Source organism: Streptomyces sp. NPDC085866 (genome assembly GCF_044541035.1).
Lineage (GTDB): Bacteria > Actinomycetota > Actinomycetes > Streptomycetales > Streptomycetaceae > Streptomyces.
Genome location: NZ_JBITSQ010000019.1, coordinates 1 through 19,569, shown reverse-complemented (window position 1 = coordinate 19,569; position 19,569 = coordinate 1). Strand labels below are relative to the sequence as shown.

Below are 19,569 nucleotides of genomic sequence, written 5' to 3'. Positions count from 1 at the left end.
CCCCCGCGCACAGCGCATCGAAGGGCCCTGCTGAGCAGGGCCCTTTCGTGTTGCTTCCAGCACTGTTTCCGGCGACCCTGGAATTCGTGAAGAAATTCACGATCGATAGCCTGATAATTCGATCAAGCATCAATGTGGCCGTCAATGCCTTTGAGGCATTACTACTTTCGGGTTCCCTGGCGTGACCTCGATCATTTGCTGAAGAGCACGAGAAGGCCAATTCCGTTTACCGCGCCCTGTTTAGATCACGGTCGAGTACCTACAATCCGTCCACATCTTGAGCTCAGCCCAAGCGTCAAGGAGGACGAATGGCGGGGCTTTCTACCCCTCATCAGTTGGGCCAACCCACAACCTTCGCAGCAGCGGTCCTGACCGGCGACAACCGGATCATCGTGGCGGTGATCGCGGCCGTCGCCCTGGCCGCGCTCGTGGTCGCGGGTGTCCTGGTGCGCCAGGTGCTGGCAGCGGGCGAGGGCACCGACAGCATGAAAAAGATCGCCGCGGCGGTCCAGGAGGGCGCCAAGGCGTATCTCGCCCGGCAGCTGCGCACGCTCGGCGTATTCGCCGTCGTCGTCTTCTTCCTGCTCATGCTGCTGCCCGCGGACGACTGGAATCAGCGCGCCGGCCGGTCGGTGTTCTTCCTGATCGGCGCGGTGTTCTCGGCGGCCACCGGCTATATCGGCATGTGGCTGGCCGTGCGCAGCAATGTGCGGGTCGCCGCGGCGGCCCGGGAAGCGACTCCGGGCCCGGGTGAACCGCAAAAGGATCTCACCACCGTTTCACACACCGCGATGAAGATCGCATTTCGCACCGGCGGCGTCGTCGGCATGTTCACGGTGGGCCTCGGCCTGCTGGGCGCCTCCTGTGTGGTGCTGGTGTACGCGGCCGACGCGCCGAAGGTGCTCGAGGGCTTCGGCCTCGGTGCCGCCCTGATCGCCATGTTCATGCGTGTGGGCGGCGGCATCTTCACCAAGGCCGCCGACGTCGGCGCCGACCTGGTCGGCAAGGTCGAGCAGGGCATTCCGGAGGACGATCCGCGCAATGCCGCGACCATCGCCGACAACGTGGGCGACAACGTCGGCGACTGCGCCGGCATGGCGGCCGACCTGTTCGAGTCGTACGCCGTCACCCTGGTGGCCGCACTGATCCTCGGCAAGGTCGCCTTCGGCGACTCCGGGCTCGCCTTCCCGCTGCTCGTGCCCGCCATCGGCGTGGTCACCGCCATGATCGGCATCTTCGCGGTCGCCCCGCGGCGCACCGACCGCAGCGGCATGACGGCGATCAACCGCGGCTTCTTCATCTCCGCGGCGATCTCCCTCGTCCTGGTCGCGATCGCGGTCTTCGTCTACCTGCCCGCGAAATACTCCGACCTCGACGGCGTCACCGACGCGGCGATCCGGGGCAAGGACGGCGACCCGCGGATCCTCGCGCTGGTCGCGGTCGCCATCGGCATCCTGCTCGCCGCCGTGATCCAGCAGCTGACCGGCTACTTCACCGAGACCAACCGCCGTCCGGTGCGGGACATCGGCAAGACCTCCCTCACGGGCCCGGCCACCGTCATCCTGGCCGGCATCTCGGTGGGCCTGGAATCGGCCGTCTACACCGCCCTGCTCATCGGGCTCGCCGTGTACGGCGCGTTCCTGCTCGGCGGCACGTCGATCATGCTGGCGCTGTTCGCGGTCGCGCTGGCCGGCACCGGTCTGCTCACCACGGTGGGCGTGATCGTCGCCATGGACACCTTCGGGCCGGTCTCCGACAACGCGCAGGGCATCGCCGAGATGTCCGGCGACGTCCAGGGCGCGGGCGCGCAGGTGCTCACCAACCTGGACGCGGTCGGCAACACCACCAAGGCCATCACCAAGGGCATCGCCATCGCCACCGCGGTCCTCGCGGCCTCGGCGCTCTTCGGGTCGTACCGGGACGCGATCACGACCAACGTGCAGGACGTCGGGGCGAAGCTCACCGGGCCGGGTGCGCCGCTGAGCCTGTCGCTGGACATCTCGCAGCCCAACAACCTGGTCGGCCTCATCGCGGGTGCCGCGGTCGTCTTCCTCTTCTCCGGACTCGCCATCAACGCCGTGTCACGCTCGGCGGGTTCGGTGGTGTTCGAGGTGCGGCGGCAGTTCCGCGAGCACCCCGGGATCATGGACTACACCGAGAAGCCCGAGTACGGGCGCGTCGTCGACATCTGCACCAAGGACGCCCTGCGGGAGCTGGCCACGCCGGGTCTGCTCGCCGTCATGGCGCCGATCTTCATCGGGTTCACCCTCGGCGTCGGCGCGCTCGGTTCGTACCTCGCGGGCGCGATCGGCGCGGGCACGTTGATGGCGGTGTTCCTCGCCAACTCCGGTGGCGCCTGGGACAACGCCAAGAAGCTGGTGGAGGACGGTCATCACGGCGGCAAGGGCAGTGAAGCCCATGCGGCCACGGTGATCGGCGACACGGTCGGCGACCCCTTCAAGGACACCGCGGGGCCGGCGATCAACCCGCTGCTGAAGGTCATGAACCTGGTCTCGCTGCTCATCGCGCCCGCGGTGATCAAGTTCTCCTACGGCAGCGACAAGAACATCGGTGTACGCATCGCGATCGCGATCCTGGCCCTCGTGGTGATCGTCGTCTCGGTGTACGTCTCCAAGCGGCGCGGCATCGCGGTCGGCGACGACGACGGTGCCGAGCGGGTCTCCAACTCGGCTGATCCGGCGGTGGTTTCGTAGGCCGTCCGGACCGGGCCTGCACAACGGGCGGGCGGGTGGCGCGTGCTGACGCGCCACCCGCCCGCCTTCGTGTGTGGGCTCGCCCACGTCGTGAGCCTTCTCTCCCATGCGTAAAGAGTCACAAAAGCCGACTAATAGGGCGTTCGGCATGTGGAGAACACCGGTCCGCGTGTAGATTCCGGGGGCCGAGAGCCATGGAAGGGACCGATCCGGTGAACAAGAAGCTCGCGGCCGCACTGTCCGGCGGTGCGGTACTGGTAGTGGCGTTGTCGGGATGCAGCAGCAACAACAAGGACAGCGGACCCGACCCCAAGCTGGTGGCCTGGGCCAAGACGGTGTGCGACGCGGTGCCCGCGCAGGACGCGAAGATCCGGGCGGCGAACGCGTCGATAGCCAAGATCGCCACGGACAGCAACCTGCCGCCGAAGACGGCCAAGGCGACGTACGCGCAGGCCTTCCAGGACATGGCCGACGGCTACAAGGCGCTCGCCGCGGCCATCAGCAGCGCCGGAGCGCCCCCCGGCGTCGATGGCGGGGCCAAGCGGCAGCAGGACGCCGCCAAGAACCTGAGCGGTCTCTCCTCCTCGTACGCCGACCTGAAGAAGCAGGTCGACGGCCTCGACACCAAGGACCAGGGCAAGTTCGCCCAGGGCCTGCACGAGGTCGCCGACCAGACGAAGCAGATCGGCAAGCAGAGCAACAGCGGTACGGAGGCGCTGAAGCGGCTGGAGCAGGGCGACGTCCAGGCGGCCATCGCCAAGCAGCCCAGCTGCCAGGTCGCCGCGTCGGCATCGGCCTCGGCGACGACCGGCTGACATCGGCCCGCGGTCCGTGCTGAGGCGGCCCCGGCCGTCTCCGCGGGCCACAATGGGGGCGTGACTGACTCCGGCCTCGCCCCCCTGCCCGCCATCGACCGGCCCGAGGTCGCCGCGCGCCTGCGCGATGCCCTGCTCGCCGCCTCCTTCACCGCCGACGGGCTGCTCGATCTGCTAGGTGCCCCCGCCTACGCGGCGCTGGCCCGCAGCGAGACCGTGCCCGCCCTGCGGGCCACCCGCGGCGACACGCCGCTGGAGACGCTCGTACGGCTCTTCCTGCTCCAGCAACCGGCGCCCCACGCGCGCGTGGCGGCCGTTCTGCCGGTCGAGGAGGCCCTGGAGGGCGGTTGGCTCACGCGCGTGGGCGGCGACGAGGTGGCCGCGACCGTGGACGTACGGCCCTACGGCGGTCCCGACGGCGAGGACTGGTTCATCGTGTCCGACCTGGGCTGCGCGGTCGGCGGCGCGGGCGGCATCGGCCGGCGCGACGAGGCCGTCGTCCTCGGTGTCGGCGGCGCCTCCACGACCCTCGCCGGCATCACCGTCCGTACCCCTGTCGCCTCCGCGCTCGACCTCGGCACCGGCTCCGGCATCCAGGCGCTGCACGCCTCCCAGCACGCCACGCGCGTGACGGCCACCGACGTCAACCCGCGCGCGCTGCACATCACCGCGCTCACGCTCGCGCTCTCCGGCGCCCCCGCCGCCGACCTGCGCGAGGGCTCGCTGTTCGAGCCGGTCCGGAACGACGAGACGTTCGATCTGATCGTGTCCAACCCGCCGTTCGTGATCTCGCCGGGCGCCCGACTGACGTACCGCGACGGCGGGATGGGCGGGGACGATCTGTGCCGCTCGCTCGTTCAGCAGGCGGGGGAACGGCTGAACGAGGGCGGGTTCGCGCAGTTCCTCGCCAACTGGCAGCACGTCGCGGGGGAGGACTGGCAGGACAGACTCAGGTCATGGGTGCCGCGCGGGTGCGATGCCTGGATCGTGCAGCGCGAGGTGCAGGACATCACGCAGTACGCCGAGCTGTGGCTCAGGGACGCCGGCGACCACCGCGGTGACCCCGCGGAGTACCAGGCGCGGTACGACGCCTGGCTCGACGAGTTCGAGGCGCGCAAGGTCAAGGCGATCGGCTTCGGCTGGATCACCCTGCGCAGGACCGGGGCCGCCGAGCCCTCGGTCACCGTGGAGGAGTGGCCGCACCCGGTCGAGCAGCCGCTCGGGGAGGCGATCCGGGCGCACTTCGACCGCCTCGACTTCCTCCGGGAGTACGACGACGCGGCCCTGCTCGAAGGTCACTTCAGGCTGGCCGCCGAAGTGGTCCAGGAGCAGGTCGGGCTGCCCGGCGCCGAGGACCCGGAGCACGTGGTGCTGCGCCAGCACCGCGGGATGCGCCGCGCCACGAAGGTGGACACGGTCGGCGCGGGCTTCGCGGGCGTGTGCGACGGCACGCTGAGCGCCGGCCGCATCCTGGACGCCATCGCCCAGCTCGTCGGCGAGGACCCGGTGCTGCTGCGTGACCGCACGCCCGCGCAGATCCGGCTGCTGGTGGAGCAGGGCTTCCTGGAACCGGTGGTGTGAGCCGGGCTACGGCGGCCGGGCCGGGTGCCGTAGCCCGGCTACCCGAGCCGTCGTACCCGCGTCCGGAGGGGCGTCGTATGCCGGTGGCACGGGCCGGGGCGCGCCGGTGCCGGTAAAACGGCCGGAAAATTACGGGTGCCGGGCCGGGCCAGCCTTGTTCGAGTGTGTGTTCGAGGTCACGTCGACCTTCCGTTCACCCCGATGTCGCCCGCCCGTCTCCCGCGCGTGCCACCCTCCCCGCTCTGGGTAGGGCGGACGGCACGAAAGGGGCGGGCGGGCCATGGAGAGCGGGCCGGCGATTTTCGCGGGAGTGGTGTTCGCCCTGTTCGGGGGTGCTCTGCTGGTGTGGACCGGGGCTCGGGTGCGGCGTGGTGAACCAGTCGCCCAGGGTGTGAGCCAGGTCGCATCGGCCACCCTCGCCGGCGCCGCCGGATTCACCGCGTTGGGCCTCGCCGCGTACTGCCTCACCCGCCTCTGACGTCGGCAGCCGTACTGTCGTACGAGTAATGGGAGCGTCACGCTCCGGACAGGGGACGAGGCGTCACCGGACACTCCGGGCGGCAGGAATGCCGGTAGTCGGGTTACCGTTCGAGTGGCCGTTGTGGGCTTTTCCCGTTTGACACGGGGGCGGGATGTACCGTCACACTCCGCAGCGTCACACGAGCCAGAAGCACGCCGCGACCCCGGGACCAAGGCCTGGGGAGGCCACAGCGTCGACCGGAGAGAAGAGCGAAGTTGTCCCCGACCAGCGAGACCGCACAGGGCGGCCGCCGACTCGTCATCGTCGAGTCGCCTGCCAAGGCGAAGACGATCAAGGGCTACCTCGGCCCCGGCTACGTAGTCGAAGCGAGCGTCGGGCACATCCGTGACCTCCCCAACGGCGCCGCGGAGGTGCCCGAGAAGTACACCGGCGAGGTCCGCCGCCTCGGGGTGGACGTCGAGCACGACTTCGAGCCGATCTATGTCGTCAACGCCGACAAGAAGGCCCAGGTCAAGAAGCTCAAGGACCTGTTGAAGGACTCCGACGAGCTCTTCCTCGCCACCGATGAGGACCGCGAGGGCGAGGCCATCGCGTGGCACCTCATGGAGGTCCTGAAGCCCAAGGTCCCGGTCAAGCGCATGGTGTTCCACGAGATCACCAAGGACGCGATCCGCGAGGCCGTCGCCAACCCGCGCGACCTCAACCAGCGCATGGTCGACGCCCAGGAGACCCGCCGTATCCTCGACCGCCTCTACGGCTACGAGGTCTCGCCGGTCCTGTGGAAGAAGGTCATGCCGCGTCTGTCGGCCGGCCGTGTCCAGTCGGTCGCGACCCGGCTCGTGGTGGAGCGGGAACGCGAGCGCATCGCGTTCCGTTCGGCCGAGTACTGGGACCTGACGGGCACCTTCGAGACCGGCCGTGCGGGGGATCCGTCGGACCCGTCGTCGCTGGTCGCCCGCCTGCAGACCGTCGACGGCAGGCGCGTCGCGCAGGGCCGCGACTTCGACTCCCTGGGTCAGCTCAAGAGCGAGAACACCCTCCACCTCGACGAGGCGAACGCCCGCGCCCTCGCCGCCGCCCTGGAGAACACCCGCTTCTCCGTGCGCTCGGTCGAGTCCAAGCCGTACCGCCGCTCGCCGTACGCCCCGTTCCGTACGACGACGCTGCAGCAGGAGGCGAGCCGCAAGCTCGGCTTCGGCGCGAAGGCCACGATGCAGGTCGCGCAGAAGCTGTACGAGAACGGCTACATCACGTACATGCGTACGGACTCCACGACGCTGAGCGACACCGCGGTCTCGGCCGCCCGCGCCCAGGTCACGCAGCTGTACGGCGCCGACTACCTGCCCCCGCAGCCGCGTACCTACGCCGCCAAGGTCAAGAACGCCCAGGAGGCGCACGAGGCGATCCGCCCCTCGGGTGATCGTTTCCGCACCCCGGCGGAGACCGGCCTGACCGGCGACCAGTTCAAGCTCTACGAGCTGATCTGGAAGCGGACCGTCGCCTCCCAGATGAAGGACGCGACCGGAAACAGCGTGACCGTGAAGATCGGCGGCACCGCCGCCGACGGCCGGGCCGTCGAGTTCAGCGCCTCCGGCAAGACGATCACCTTCCACGGCTTCCTGAAGGCCTACGTCGAGGGCGCCGACGACCCGAACGCCGAGCTGGACGACCGCGAGCGCCGCCTGCCGCAGGTCGCCGAGGGCGACGGGCTGTCCGCCGAGGAGATCACGGTCGACGGCCACGCCACCAAGGCCCCGGCCCGCTACACCGAGGCCTCCCTGGTCAAGGAGCTGGAAGAGCGCGAGATCGGCCGTCCGTCGACGTATGCGTCGATCATCGGCACGATCCTCGACCGCGGCTACGTGTTCAAGAAGGGCACGGCCCTGGTGCCGTCCTTCCTGTCCTTCGCCGTGGTCAACCTCCTGGAGAAGCACTTCGGTCGGCTCGTCGACTACGACTTCACCGCCAAGATGGAGGACGACCTCGACCGCATCGCCCGCGGCGAGGCCCAGGCCGTGCCGTGGCTGAAGCGCTTCTACTTCGGCGAGACCGTGTCCGACAGCGGCTTCGCCGCGGGGGGTGTCGGTGGCGCAGCCGACGCGGGCAACGGCGACGGGGACCACCTCGGCGGCCTCAAGGAGCTGGTGACCGACCTGGGCGCGATCGACGCGCGTGAGGTCTCCTCGTTCCCCGTGGGCAACGACATCGTGCTGCGCGTCGGCCGTTACGGCCCGTACATCGAGCGCGGCGAGAAGGACACCGAGCAGCACCAGCGCGCCGACATCCCGGACGACCTGGCGCCGGACGAGCTGAGCGTCGAGCTGGCCGAGGAACTGCTGGCCAAGCCGAGCGGCGACTTCGAGCTGGGTGCCCACCCGGAGACCGGGAACATGATCGTCGCGAAGGACGGCCGCTACGGCCCGTACGTCACGGAGATCCTCCCCGAGGGCACCCCGAAGACCGGCAAGAACGCGGTCAAGCCGCGCACCGCCTCCCTCTTCAAGTCCATGGCGCTGGACACGGTGACCCTCGAGGACGCCCTGAACCTGATGTCGCTGCCGCGGGTCGTCGGCACCGACGCCGACGGCGTGGAGATCACCGCGCAGAACGGCCGCTACGGCCCGTACCTGAAGAAGGGCACGGACTCGCGCTCGCTGCAGTCCGAGGACCAGATCTTCGCGATCACGCTGGAGGAGGCGCAGGCGATCTACGCCCAGCCGAAGCAGCGGGGCCGCGCGGCCGCCAAGCCGCCGCTGAAGGAGCTGGGCGAGGACCCGGTCTCCGGCAAGCCGGTCGTGGTCAAGGACGGCCGCTTCGGTCCGTACGTCACCGACGGCGAGACCAACGCGACCCTGCGCTCCGGCGACAGTGTGGAAACGATCACTCCGGAGCGCGGCTTCGAGCTGCTCGCCGAGAAGCGGGCGAAGGGGCCCGCCAAGAAGACCGCGAAGAAGGCCACGGCCAAGAAGGCCGCTCCGGCGAAGAAGACCGCCACCGCCGCCAAGAAGACGGCGGCGAAGAAGACGACCGCGGCCGCGAAGAAGGCCACGGCGAAGAAGACCACGGCGAAGAAGACGGCGGCTTCGAAGGCGACCGCCTCCGGCGCGGAGGACTGACGCTCCGTCGGAGCGGCGCCCGGTGCGCCGCTCCGGCTTCGCGAAACGAACGCCCCGGCATCACTTTGGTGTCGGGGCGCGCGCATGCCCGCACGGCCCGGGTGTGCTGTCGGCGGCTGCCGATAGGCTGAACGCATGACGCGAGCCGAGCAGCCAACGGCCCCCACCACCGAACCGGACGACGCACTCGTCGCGGACTCCCGCGAGCGTGCCGTCCGCTCCCTGTTGCGCCGACCGGAGCTTCGGCGCCTGTGGAGCGCGCAGCTCGTGAGCGGTGTCGGCGACACCCTCGCGCTGCTCGTGCTGGTCCTTCTCGTTCTCCAGGCAGCCATCGTCGAGGGCTCCTTCGGCGGCGGCTACCGAGGCGTGGCGTTCGCAGTGGCGACCGTCTTCGCGGCACGCATCCTCGCCGCGCTGCTCTTCGGCGCGGTGCTGCTCGGCCCGCTGACCACGCTCACCTCCCAGGACGGCCCGCTCGACCGCCGCTGGACGATGGCCGGCGCCGACGGCGTGCGGGCCGCGCTGCTGATCGTCGCGCCCCTGTGGATCGACTGGAGCCCCGACAACGCGCTCGCGGTCCTGCTGGTCACCGCCTTCGTCACCGGCGTCGCCGAGCGGCTGTGGACGGTGTGCCGGGAGAGCGCGGCCCCCGCCCTGCTGCCCGCCCCGCCCCCGGAGGGGGCGACGGTACGGCCGCTCCCGGACCACCTGGACGCGCTGCGCCGCCTCGCGCTGCGCACCAGCTTCCTGGCGGTCCCGCTGGCCGCCGCCGCCCTGGTCGTCGCCGCCCTGCTGAACAACCTGCTCGGCACCGTGGTGACCTGGTTCGACCAGCACCAGGCGGCCCTCGGGTCGTACGTGGCGGCGGGGCTGTTCGCCGCGTCCCTGTCCGTGGTCGCCTTCCTGGAGCTGCCGGACACGCGCACCCCGCGCCCGCGCTCCCCGCTGGAGGGCCTGCGCCGTCCGCGCACCGGCACGGGCGTCGACAAGGGCCGTACGGGCGCCATCCCGCTGCTCGTCCCGGCCTGCGCCGCCGTGGCCGGAGCCATCGCCGCCGCGGTCGCGGTGTGCGTGCTGCACGCCAAGGACCTGGGCGGCGGCCCGGTCCTGTACGGCCTGCTGGTGCTGGGCCTGACCGGCGGCGTCGCCGTCGGCATCCGGACGGCGCCCGCCGTGCTGCCCTCGCTCTCGCGCCGCCGGCTCCTGGCCCTCGCGATCGCCTTCACCGGCATCGCCCTGCTGGCCGCCGGGCTCGTCCCGGACGTCACCACCGTGCTGCTGATCGTCACGCTGGCCGGCGTCGCCGCGGGCGTGGCCGCGAACACCGGGCACGCCCTGCTCGACCAGGAGACCGAGGAGTACCGCAGGGCCCGCACCACCGAGCACCTGCACGCGGTCGTACGGGTCTTCATCGCGCTCGGCGCCCTGATCGCCCCGCTGGTCGCGGCGCTGATCGGCCCGCACCGGCTGGAGAACGGCAGGTTCGTCTTCGCGCACGGCGGTGCCGCCTTCACGCTGATGCTGGTCGGCGCGCTGCTGCTGCCGGTGGCCGCGCTGGTGCTCGCCAAGGTCGACGACCGCTCCGGCGTCCCGCTGCGCCAGGACCTGAAGGACGCGCTGCTCGGCGGCGACGACCCCGTCCAGGCCCCGGCGGTCAACGGTTTCTTCATCGCCCTGGAGGGCGGCGACGGTGCCGGCAAGTCCACCCAGGCCGAGGCGCTCGCGGAGTGGATCCGCGACAAGGGCCACGAGGTCGTCCTCACCCGCGAGCCGGGCGCCACCCCCGTGGGCAAGCGGCTGCGCTCGATCCTGTTGGACGTGTCCTCGGCGGGCCTGTCGCACCGCGCGGAGGCGCTGCTGTACGCCGCCGACCGGGCCGAGCACGTCGACACCGTCGTACGGCCCGCCCTGGAGCGCGGCGCAGTCGTCGTCTCGGACCGGTACATCGACTCGTCCGTGGCCTACCAGGGCGCGGGCCGCGACCTGTCCCCGACCGAGATCGCCCGCATCAACCGCTGGGCGACCGACGGGCTCGTCCCGCACCTCACCGTCCTGCTGGACGTCGCACCGGAGGCCGCCCGCGAGCGGTTCACCGAGGCGCCCGACCGGCTGGAGTCGGAGCCCGCCGAGTTCCACGCGCGCGTGCGGGCCGGTTTCCTCACGCTTGCCGCCTCCGACCCGGGCCGCTACCTGATCGTGGACGCAGCGCAGGAGCCCGAGGCCGTCACCACCGTGATCCGGCACCGGCTCGACACCGTGCTGCCGCTCTCCGAGGCCGAGATCAAGGCCCAGGAGGAGGCGCGGAAGAAGGCCGAGGAGGAAGCGCGCCGCAAGGCCGAGGAAGAGGCCGCGCGCAAGGCCGAGGAGGAGCGCCTGGAGCGCGAGCGCCAGGAGCAGCTCGCCAAGCTGCGCGCCGAGGAGGAGGAGCGCAAGCGCCGCGAGCTGGAGGAGGCGCAGCGCCGCGAGGCCGAACGGCAGGCGGAGGAGGCCCGGCAGCGGGCCGAGGAGGCGCGGCGCCGGGCGGAGGAGGAGCGAGAGCGGCTCCTCGCCGAGGAGAAGGCCCGCGCCGAGGAGGAGGCCCGCCGCAGGGTCGAGGAGGAGCGGCGGCGCAAGCAGGCCGAGGAGGAAGCCCGGCTGCGCGCCGAGGAAGAGGCCCGGCAGGCCCGGCTGCGCGCCGAGGAGGAAGCGCGCCGCCTGGAGAAGCAGCGCAAGGCCGAGGAGGCCCTGCTGCGCGCGGAGGAGGCCCGCCGCGAGGCGGCCGAGGCCGCGGCTGCGGCCGACGTGGCGGCCCTCAAGCCCAGCACCCCGCAGCCGGCGGTGCCGGGTATGACCCCGGACGCGGCGACCGTGCCGACGCCGGTGGTCTCGCCGGGCGCGGACGAGACGACGGTGCTGCGGCCGGTGCGCGAGGAGCGGGCCGGAGCAGCCCGGAAGGGCGGGGCCGACTCCGAGGTGACGGCCGAGCTGCCGCAGCCGCCGGTTGCGTCTCCGGGCGCCGACGAGACCGCGGTGCTGCCGCCGGTGACTCCGGGTGCGGCGGACGAGACGGCCGTACTGCCGCCCGTGCCCGCGGGCGAGAAGGCCGTACCGCCGCCCGCGGCCGCCGACGAGACGGCCGTGCTGCCGCCGGTGCCCCCTGGCGCCGCTGACGAGACCGCCGTACTGCCGCCCGTGCGGGGCGACGCCCCGGCGGACCGGATGCCGCCCGGCTTCTTCCGGGACGAGCGGCCGGGCAGGGGCCCCGACGGATCCGAGGACCGTACGCGCGAGATGCCGCAGGTCGACGCCGACGGCACGCCGCGCCGTCGGCCGCGTCCGGACTGGGCCGAGGAGACTCCGCTGGACGACCTGCCGTCCCTGGCGGACGAGCTGCTGGGGTCGTACGACGAGCAGGAGTACGGGGAGCCGGGCGAGGACCAGGGCCGCCGGGGTCGCGGCCGCCGCGGCTGAGCGAGGACATCGGGCGGCGCCCGTCGGAGCGTTCGGGCGCACCGACGGGCGCCGCCGTCGTTGTCAGTGCCCACCCGCACAATGGATGGCGGAACGTGGAATGTGACGGAAGGGCGGCGTGACCCATGACCGTGTGGGACGACCTCGTCGGGCAGGAGAAGGTGAGCGCGGTGCTCGACGCCGCCGCCCGGGACGCCGACGCCCTGGTCACGGCTGCGGCGGCGGATCAGCCGCCGCCGGAGGCGTCGAAGATGACCCACGCCTGGCTGTTCACGGGCCCGCCCGGAGCGGGCCGGAACCAGACGGCGCGGGCCTTCGCCGCGGCCCTGCAGTGCGTGAGCCCCGACCGCGCCCTCGGCGGGTCACCCGGCTGCGGCTTCTGCGACGGCTGCCACACCGCGCTGCTCGGCACCCACGCGGACGTCACCACGGTCGCCGCCGTGGGCTCGGAGATCCTGGTGAGGGACATGCGGGACACGGTCCGCAAGTCGTTCACCTCCCCCGCGAACGGCCGCTGGCAGATCATCCTGGTCGAGGACGCCGAGCGGCTGAACGAGAAGTCGGCCAACGCCGTCCTCAAGGCCGTCGAGGAGCCCGCCCCGCGGACGGTCTGGCTGCTGTGCGCCCCCTCGATCGAGGACGTCCTGCCCACGATCCGCTCCCGCTGCCGCCACCTGAACCTGCGGACGCCCACGGTCGACGCGGTCGCCGACATGCTCGTCCGCCGCGACGGCATCGAACCCCAGGTCGCCGCGACCGCCGCCCGCGCCACCCAGGGCCATGTCGACCGGGCCCGCCGGCTGGCCACCGACCCGGCGGCCCGAGAGCGCCGTGCCGCCGTGCTCAGGCTCCCGCTGCGCCTGGACGAGGTGGGCGCCTGTCTCAAGGCGGCCCAGGAGCTGGTCGACGCGGCCGCCGAGGACGCCAAGCAGCTCGCCGAGGAGATGGACGGCAAGGAGACCGAGGAGCTGAAGGCGGCGCTCGGCGCGGCCCAGGGCGGCCGGCTGCCGCGCGGTACGGCGGGCGTGATGAAGGACCTCGAGGACATGCAGAAGCGCCGTAGGACCCGCACCCAGCGCGACAGCCTGGACGTGGCCCTCGGCGACCTCACCGGCTTCTACCGCGACGTCCTCGCCCTCCAGCTCGGCTCACGGGTCGCCATCGCCAACGGCGACACCGAGGACGCCCTGGAGCGGCTGGCCCGCGGCAGCAGCCCGGAGGCCACGCTGCGCCGTATCGAGGCGATCGCCGCCTGCCGCGAGGCCCTGGATCGCAACGTGGCTCCGCTGCTGGCGGTGGAGGCGATGACGATGGCACTGCGGGCGGGGTGAGCCGGGCGTACGGTGGTTGACGGACCGCGTCCCCCGTACGAGGCCACAGTCCGAACGCACCGCACCCATCCTGTTGCTCAGCGTTACGCTCGTTCGATGCACACCTGGCCCTCCCCCCGCCGGAAGTACGCCACCCGGACCGGAACCCGGACCCGAAACCGGACCCGCCGGTCGACCGCGCGCGTCTCGGGCAGCCTGCTCGCGGCCGCCGCGTTGCTCGTGTCCGCCTGTTCCGCCGGCAGCTCGAGCACGTCGTCCGGCGGTGCGGCTCAGGCGGCGCTGGCCGCGCTGCCGCGGTCCACCCCGTCGGCGCTGTCGTCGTACTACAACCAGCACCTGCACTGGCGCAGCTGCGGTGCCCCCGGCTTCCAGTGCGCCACGATGGTGGCGCCGCTGGACTACGCCAAGCCCGGCTCGGGTGACATCCGGCTCGCCGTCGCCCGCAAGAAGGCCACCGGCAAGGACCGGCCGCTCGGCTCGCTGCTGGTCAACCCGGGCGGCCCGGGCGGCTCCGCGATCGACTACCTCCAGCAGTACGCGGGCATCGGCTACCCCGCCGAGATCCGCGCCCGCTACGACATGGTCGCGATGGACCCCCGGGGCGTCGCCCGCAGCGAGCCCGTCGAATGCCTCGACGGGCGCCGGATGGACGCCTACACGCAGACGGACAACACGCCCGACGACCAACGGGAGACGAACGCGCTGGTCGGCGAGTACAGGACGTTCGCCGACAGCTGCGGGGCGCACTCGGCGAAGCTGTTGCGGCACGTGTCCACCGTCGAGGCGGCGCGGGACATGGACATCCTGCGGGCGGTGCTCGGCGACCCCAAGCTGAACTATGTGGGGGCGTCGTACGGCACCTTCCTCGGGGCGACGTACGCCGGACTGTTCCCGGCCCGGGTGGGCCGTCTGGTGCTGGACGGGGCGATGGACCCCTCGGTGGACGCCCGGAAGCTCAACCTGGACCAGACGGCGGGCTTCGAGACGGCGTTCCAGGCGTTCGCCAAGGACTGTGTACGCCAGCCCGACTGCCCGCTCGGCGGCAGGGGCACGACGCCCGCCCAGGTCGGCGACCATCTGGAGGCCTTCTTCCGCAAGCTGGACGCCCACCCCATCCCGGCGGGCGACGCGGACCACCGCAAGCTCGGCGAGCCGCTGGCCATCACCGGGGTGATCGCGGCGATGTACGACGAGGGGAGCTGGGGGCAGCTGCGCGACGCGCTGACCTCGGCAATGCAGAAGAACGACGGCGCGGGCCTGCTCGCCCTCTCCGACAGCTACTACGAACGCGACGCGAAAGGCCACTACAGCAACCTGATGATGGCCAACGCCGCCGTGAACTGCCTCGACCTGCCGCCCGCCTTCACCGGCCCCGAGCAGGTGGAGAAGGCCGTCCCGCAGTTCGAGAAGGCGTCCCCGGTCTTCGGCGAGAGCCTGGCCTGGGCCTCCCTGAGCTGCGCGTACTGGCCGGTGAGGGCCACGGGTGAGCCGCACCGCATCGAGGCGAAGGGCGCGGCTCCCATCGTCGTGGTCGGCACCACCCGCGACCCGGCCACTCCCTATCCCTGGGCCCGGTCCCTCGCCCGCCAGCTCTCCTCGGGCCGCCTGCTGACCTACGTCGGCGACGGCCACACCGCCTACGGCCGCGGCAGCTCCTGCATCGACTCGGCGATCGACACCTACCTCCTCCACGGCACCCCGCCGCCCGCCGGAAAGCGCTGCTCATAGCCCCTCTGGCCCGCCCCGGACGCCCGCGCTCCGGGGCGTGTGCGAAGCACCCCCGGAAACTGTGTAGACTTACCGACGTTGCTGATCGCACCATAAGTGCGGACGGCGTGCCGCTTTAGCTCAGATGGCCAGAGCAACGCACTCGTAATGCGTAGGTCTCGGGTTCGAATCCCGAAAGCGGCTCCACCGGAACCCCAGGTCAGATGCTTCTGACCTGGGGTTTTTCTGTTGCTCGGTGGGTGTTCTCGAACGCGCTGTGCGGTCGGCCGCCAGGGCGTCGGCGTGGCCTGTGAGGGCGGCGGATTCGGGAGTGTGTTCGGCGCCCCGCTGGCTAGTCTTCAGGCGTGACGACCGAGTTGACCCTGCTGCCCCGAGTCTCCTGTCGCGGACAGGAGATCACGGCGCCTCGGCTGCGTGGACTGGTGGCGTTGCTCGCCGAGGAGCTGCGCACCGGGTGCAGTACGGGGCGGCTGGTCGAGGGGCTGTGGGCGGAGGAGCTGCCCGAGCGGCCGGGCAAGGCGGTGCAGGTACTGGTGTCGCGGCTCCGGGCACAGTTCGGGGCCGGACTGATCGTGAGCACACCGACGGGGTACCGGCTCGCGCTGGAGGAGGCGCAGGTCGACAGCTCGGCGCTGCTGTCGTACGAGGCCGCGAGCGCCGAGTGCGCGCGTGCGGGGGACCATGAGGGTGCCCTGGCGCGGGCCGAGCAGGGGCTGGCGCTGTGGGACGGCAGCCTGGGTGCCGGGGAGGGCGAGGAGCGGCACGATCCGGTGACGGCGCTGCGGGCCGGCCGGGTCCGGGCGTTCCGTTCGCTGGTCCGGCACCGGGCGCTCGCGCTGGCCCGGCTGGGGCGCAAGGAGGAGGCCGCGGCGCCGCTGGCCGAGCTGGTCCGCGAACTGCCGCGCGACGAGGAGCTGTTGGCGGAGCTGCTGCGCTGCGAGGCGGCCACGGCGGGCCGGGCCGCGGCGCTGACCCGGTACGACGCCTACCGACGTGGGCTGCGTGACGAGCTGGGCGCGGATCCGGGGCCCCGGATCAGGTCCGTGTACCAGGAGTTGCTGCGTGCGGACACCTCACCCGTCCGCCACGGCGTGCCGCATGAACCGAACCCCCTGCTGGGGCGGGACGTCGCCGTCGCCGCCGTCGCCGGGCTGCTGCGCGCGGCGCGGGTGGTCACCGTCGTGGGCCCCGGTGGGCTGGGCAAGACGCGGCTCTCGTACGCGGTGAGCCGGGCGGCCGCGCAGCCCTTGGTGCACTTCGTCGCCCTGGCCGGTGTCACCGCCGACGAGGACGTGGCCGACGAGGTGGCCTCGGCGGTCGGCACCGGGGACGTCCGGCAGTTCGCCGGCGGCGGGGACGTGGTGAGCGGCATCGTCGCCGCGCTGGGGCCCGGCCCCGCCCTGTTGGTGCTGGACAACTGCGAGCACGTACTCGCCGGTGCGGCTGGTCTCGTCCAGGCGCTGGTGTCGCGGTCGAAGGAGCTGCGGGTGCTGGCAACCAGCAGGGCGCCGCTGGGGCTGACCTCGGAGTCCGTGTACGCGCTGCCTGAGTTGTCCCCGGCCACCTCCGTGGAACTCTTCGTGCAGCGGGCGCGGGCGGCCCGGCCCGGCGTCGAGCTGCCCGCCGACCGCGTGGCCGAGATCTGCCGTCATCTGGACGGGCTGCCGCTGGCCGTGGAACTCGCCGCGGCCCGGGTGCGGGTGCTCTCCGTGGCCGACATCGCGCGCCGCCTGCAGGACCGTTTCGCGCTGCTGCGCGGAGGCGCCCGGGACGCACCCGAACGGCATCGCACGCTGCGGGCCGTGGTCGAGTGGAGCTGGAACCTGCTGGAGAGCGACGGCCGGGCGGCGTTGCGCGCGCTGTCGGTGTTCCCCGGGGGCTTCACCGTGGACGCGGCGGAGTACGTGCTCGGTGAGACCGGGGGCGCGCTGGATCTGCTGGAGCAGCTGGCCGGCCAGTCCCTGATCAAGGTGGGTGACAGCCCTTCCGGGGTGCGCTTCCACATGCTGGAGACGCTGCGGGAGTTCAGTGCAGCCCGGCGGGAGGAGGCGGGCGAGGGCGAGGCGGTGACCGGCCGGTTCCTCCGCTGGGCCCGGGACTTCGGCCGGGCGCACCACGACGGGCTGTTCGACGCCGGCGCATTGGCCGCCTTCGGCCGCGTCCGTGCCGAGCAGGACAACCTCGTCCTGGCGCTGCGGCATGCCCTGGCCCGCGCCGACGCGCCGGCCGTCGCCGCCGCACTGGCCTGCGTGTGGTCCGCCGGCAACAACTACGCCCGGCTCACCGCCCTCGCCGCCGAGACCGGCGGGCCGCTGTCCCATTTCCGCCCGGGGCCGGAGGCCCCCGAGGACCTGGAGGCGGCCCGCAGCGCGGCGGTGGTGTGCGCGGCCGGCCTCTTCATGGGCCACGGCCCGCACGCCGTGCGCCAGCTCGTCACGCTGCGCCGCCTGCCGCCCGCCCCGCCGGACACCGTGCCGCGGGCACTGGCCGTCGTGCTGGGTGCCGTCCCGGACATGCACCCGCCGCGGTACGCGCGGCTGCAGGAGTTGTGCGACGCCGACGAGCCCATGCTGGCGGGCATCGCGGCGGGCGTCGCCAGCTACGTGTGGGAATCCACGTACGAGACGGAGCGCGCGCTCGAGTGCGCCCGCCGGATGCTCACCGCGGTGGAGCCGCTCGGCAATCCGTTCATGATGCTGCTCAGTCATGGGCGGATCAGCGAGTTGTGCCTCAAGACGGAGCGCGGCGCGGAGGCGTACGACCATCTGCGGGCCGCGGAGGCGCTCGGTGAGGTCGGGGACTGGTCGGACGCGATCGGCGTCCGCTACGGGCTGGTGTCCGCCTGTCTGCAGCGCGGGGAGGTCGACGAGGCGGAGTACTGGCTGAGCCTCGCCGCTGCGGACCGGCAGCCGGAGTCCGCGCAGGCCTTCACTCCCGAAGGGCTGCAGGCACGGGCGGAGATCGCACTGGCCCGGGGGCTGACCGAGGTCGGCCTCGGTCTGTGGCGACAGGCCGCGGAGGGGCTGCGGGAGAGCAGCCTGCTGGTGGCCGGTGATCCCTTCCTGGATGCGTGGGCGCTTCAGGTGCAGGCGGCCGCGCTCGCGGCGCACGCGCAGCACGGCCGGCTGGAGCCGGCGACCCACCTGGCCGAGCGCCTGCGGGTACGGCTGCTCGGGATGCTGTCCGGTTCCCCCGGCGCCGGGGACCTGCCGGAACTGCCGGTGTACGGCACGGTGCTGCTGGCGCTCGGCTTCACCGGGCTGGCCCGTGGCGAGACGGCAGCGGTACGGCTGATGGCGCTGGCGGAGCGGATGCCGGTGATGCGGGACCTCCCCACCCTGTCCTCGGCGCGGTCCCGGCAGGCGGCCGAGAACGCCGACAGGGCGGCCTACGCCGAGGCGAGATCGGCGTACGCCACCCTGGGCCAGGAGGAGTTGCGGGCCGCGGCACTGCGCGAACTCACTGCCGCGGCTCGCGGTTGAACTGCGCCTTGGACCACAGGTAGCCCAGCACGGTCAGCGCCAGACACCAGCCGACCGCCAGCACCGCGTTCTTCGTGCCGATCTCGCTGCCCAGCAGCAGTCCGCGCAGGGTCTCGATGGCCGGGGAGAAGGGCTGGTACTCGGCGAACCAGCGGAACCCGTCCGGCATGGCGTCCACCGGCACGAACGCGCTGGACAGCAGCGGCAGCATCGTCAGCGGCATGCCGAGGTTGCTGGCCCCCTCGGCGTTCGGGCTCACCAGGCCGATGCCGACCGCGATCCAGGTCAGGGCGAGGCTGACCAGGGCCATCAGGCCGGCCGCCGCGATCCACTCCAGCGGCGTGGCGTCGGGCCGGAAGCCCATGGCCACCCCGATGCCCAGGATCAGCGCCAGGGCCAGCATCGTCTGGATCACGGTGCCGATCACGTGGCCGGTCAGCACGGAGGCGCGGGAGATCGCCATGGTGCGGAAGCGCGCGATGATGCCCTCGGTCATGTCGGTGGCCACGGACACGGCGGTGCCGAGCGAGGTCATGCCCACGGTCATGAGGAGGATGCCGGGGACGATGTAGGCGATGTACTCGGAGCGGTCCGCGTGTCCGCCGGTCATGCCCGCGCTCATCACGTCGCCGAAGACGTAGACGAAGAGCAGCAACAGCATGATCGGGGTGAGCAGCAGGTTCAGGGTGAGCGACGGGTAGCGCCGGGCGTGCAGGAGGCTGCGGCGCAGCATCGTGAGGTTGTCGCGGAGGGTGTGGGCGGGGGTGCTCATCGGAGGGACTCCTTGGACTGGTCGGGGATGCCGGCGCCGCCGCCGGTGAGGGCGAAGAAGACGTCGTCGAGGTCGGGGGTGTGCACGGTCAGTTCGTCG

General features: G+C 72.3%; 10 protein-coding genes, 1 tRNA gene and 1 pseudogene. 10 read left to right on the top strand and 2 right to left on the bottom strand.

From position 1 onward, the window contains the following. Window positions 1-308: 308 nt before the first annotated feature. The 10 genes from ACIF83_RS37445 to ACIF83_RS37400 all read left to right on the top strand — a co-directional run bounded on the left by ACIF83_RS37445 (window position 309) and on the right by ACIF83_RS37400 (window position 18,698). The gene (locus ACIF83_RS37445; protein WP_393484700.1) at window positions 309-2,714 is read left to right on the top strand and encodes a sodium-translocating pyrophosphatase; all 2,406 of its coding nucleotides are present in this window, start codon (window positions 309-311) and stop codon (window positions 2,712-2,714) included. A gap of 194 nt (window positions 2,715-2,908) precedes the next feature. Then, window positions 2,909-3,529 carry a small secreted protein gene (locus ACIF83_RS37440; RefSeq protein ID WP_399733926.1) on the top strand — a complete coding sequence of 207 codons (621 nt, stop codon included), beginning with the start codon at window positions 2,909-2,911 and terminating at the stop codon, window positions 3,527-3,529. Window positions 3,530-3,589: 60 nt separating this feature from the next. Next, entirely contained in the window at window positions 3,590-5,110 is a 1,521-nt protein-coding gene (locus ACIF83_RS37435; protein ID WP_398141509.1) for a methyltransferase, read from the top strand. A 280-nt stretch (window positions 5,111-5,390) separates the two neighbouring features. Next, window positions 5,391-5,588, top strand: a complete 198-nt coding sequence (locus tag ACIF83_RS37430) for a hypothetical protein (protein WP_399733923.1) — start codon at window positions 5,391-5,393, stop codon at window positions 5,586-5,588. Window positions 5,589-5,845: 257 nt separating this feature from the next. After that, the gene (topA, locus tag ACIF83_RS37425) at window positions 5,846-8,707 is read left to right on the top strand and encodes a type I DNA topoisomerase (protein WP_399733920.1); all 2,862 of its coding nucleotides are present in this window, start codon (window positions 5,846-5,848) and stop codon (window positions 8,705-8,707) included. Window positions 8,708-8,842: 135 nt separating this feature from the next. Continuing rightward, window positions 8,843-12,157: a dTMP kinase gene (gene tmk / locus ACIF83_RS37420; protein ID WP_399733917.1), complete on the top strand. Its 3,315-nt coding sequence runs from the start codon at window positions 8,843-8,845 to the stop codon at window positions 12,155-12,157. A 125-nt stretch (window positions 12,158-12,282) separates the two neighbouring features. Further along, complete coding sequence (locus ACIF83_RS37415; RefSeq protein ID WP_393484977.1) at window positions 12,283-13,488, top strand: DNA polymerase III subunit delta'; 1,206 nt, start codon at window positions 12,283-12,285, stop codon at window positions 13,486-13,488. 96 nt (window positions 13,489-13,584) lie between these two features. Continuing rightward, a complete protein-coding gene (locus tag ACIF83_RS37410) occupies window positions 13,585-15,216 on the top strand; it encodes an alpha/beta hydrolase (protein ID WP_399733914.1) in 1,632 nt (543 codons plus the stop codon). Between the two features lie 109 nt (window positions 15,217-15,325). Further along, a tRNA-Thr gene (locus tag ACIF83_RS37405) sits at window positions 15,326-15,402 on the top strand. Window positions 15,403-15,560: 158 nt separating this feature from the next. Next, complete coding sequence (locus ACIF83_RS37400) at window positions 15,561-18,698, top strand: ATP-binding protein (RefSeq protein WP_399733911.1); 3,138 nt, start codon at window positions 15,561-15,563, stop codon at window positions 18,696-18,698. On the opposite strand, the gene ACIF83_RS37395 is transcribed toward ACIF83_RS37400, so the two are convergent. Both ACIF83_RS37395 and ACIF83_RS37390 read right to left on the bottom strand, forming a co-directional pair. Further along, entirely contained in the window at window positions 18,676-19,470 is a 795-nt protein-coding gene (locus tag ACIF83_RS37395; RefSeq protein ID WP_399733908.1) for an ABC transporter permease, read from the bottom strand. The two genes, ACIF83_RS37400 and ACIF83_RS37395, sit on opposite strands and share 23 nt — an antisense overlap. Further along, window positions 19,467-19,569, bottom strand: a pseudogene (locus ACIF83_RS37390) (ABC transporter); the annotation flags it as partial. The pseudogene ACIF83_RS37390 and the gene ACIF83_RS37395, both read right to left, overlap by 4 nt.

Coding starts and splice junctions, on each gene's coding strand:
- ACIF83_RS37445 (WP_393484700.1), top strand. CDS start 309: ATGGCGGGGCTTTCTACCCCTCATCAGTTGGGCCAACCCACAACCTTC.
- ACIF83_RS37440 (WP_399733926.1), top strand. CDS start 2,909: ATGGAAGGGACCGATCCGGTGAACAAGAAGCTCGCGGCCGCACTGTCC.
- ACIF83_RS37430 (WP_399733923.1), top strand. CDS start 5,391: ATGGAGAGCGGGCCGGCGATTTTCGCGGGAGTGGTGTTCGCCCTGTTC.
- tmk (WP_399733917.1), top strand. CDS start 8,843: ATGACGCGAGCCGAGCAGCCAACGGCCCCCACCACCGAACCGGACGAC.
- ACIF83_RS37415 (WP_393484977.1), top strand. CDS start 12,283: ATGACCGTGTGGGACGACCTCGTCGGGCAGGAGAAGGTGAGCGCGGTG.
- ACIF83_RS37410 (WP_399733914.1), top strand. CDS start 13,585: ATGCACACCTGGCCCTCCCCCCGCCGGAAGTACGCCACCCGGACCGGA.
- ACIF83_RS37395 (WP_399733908.1), bottom strand. CDS start 19,470: ATGAGCACCCCCGCCCACACCCTCCGCGACAACCTCACGATGCTGCGC.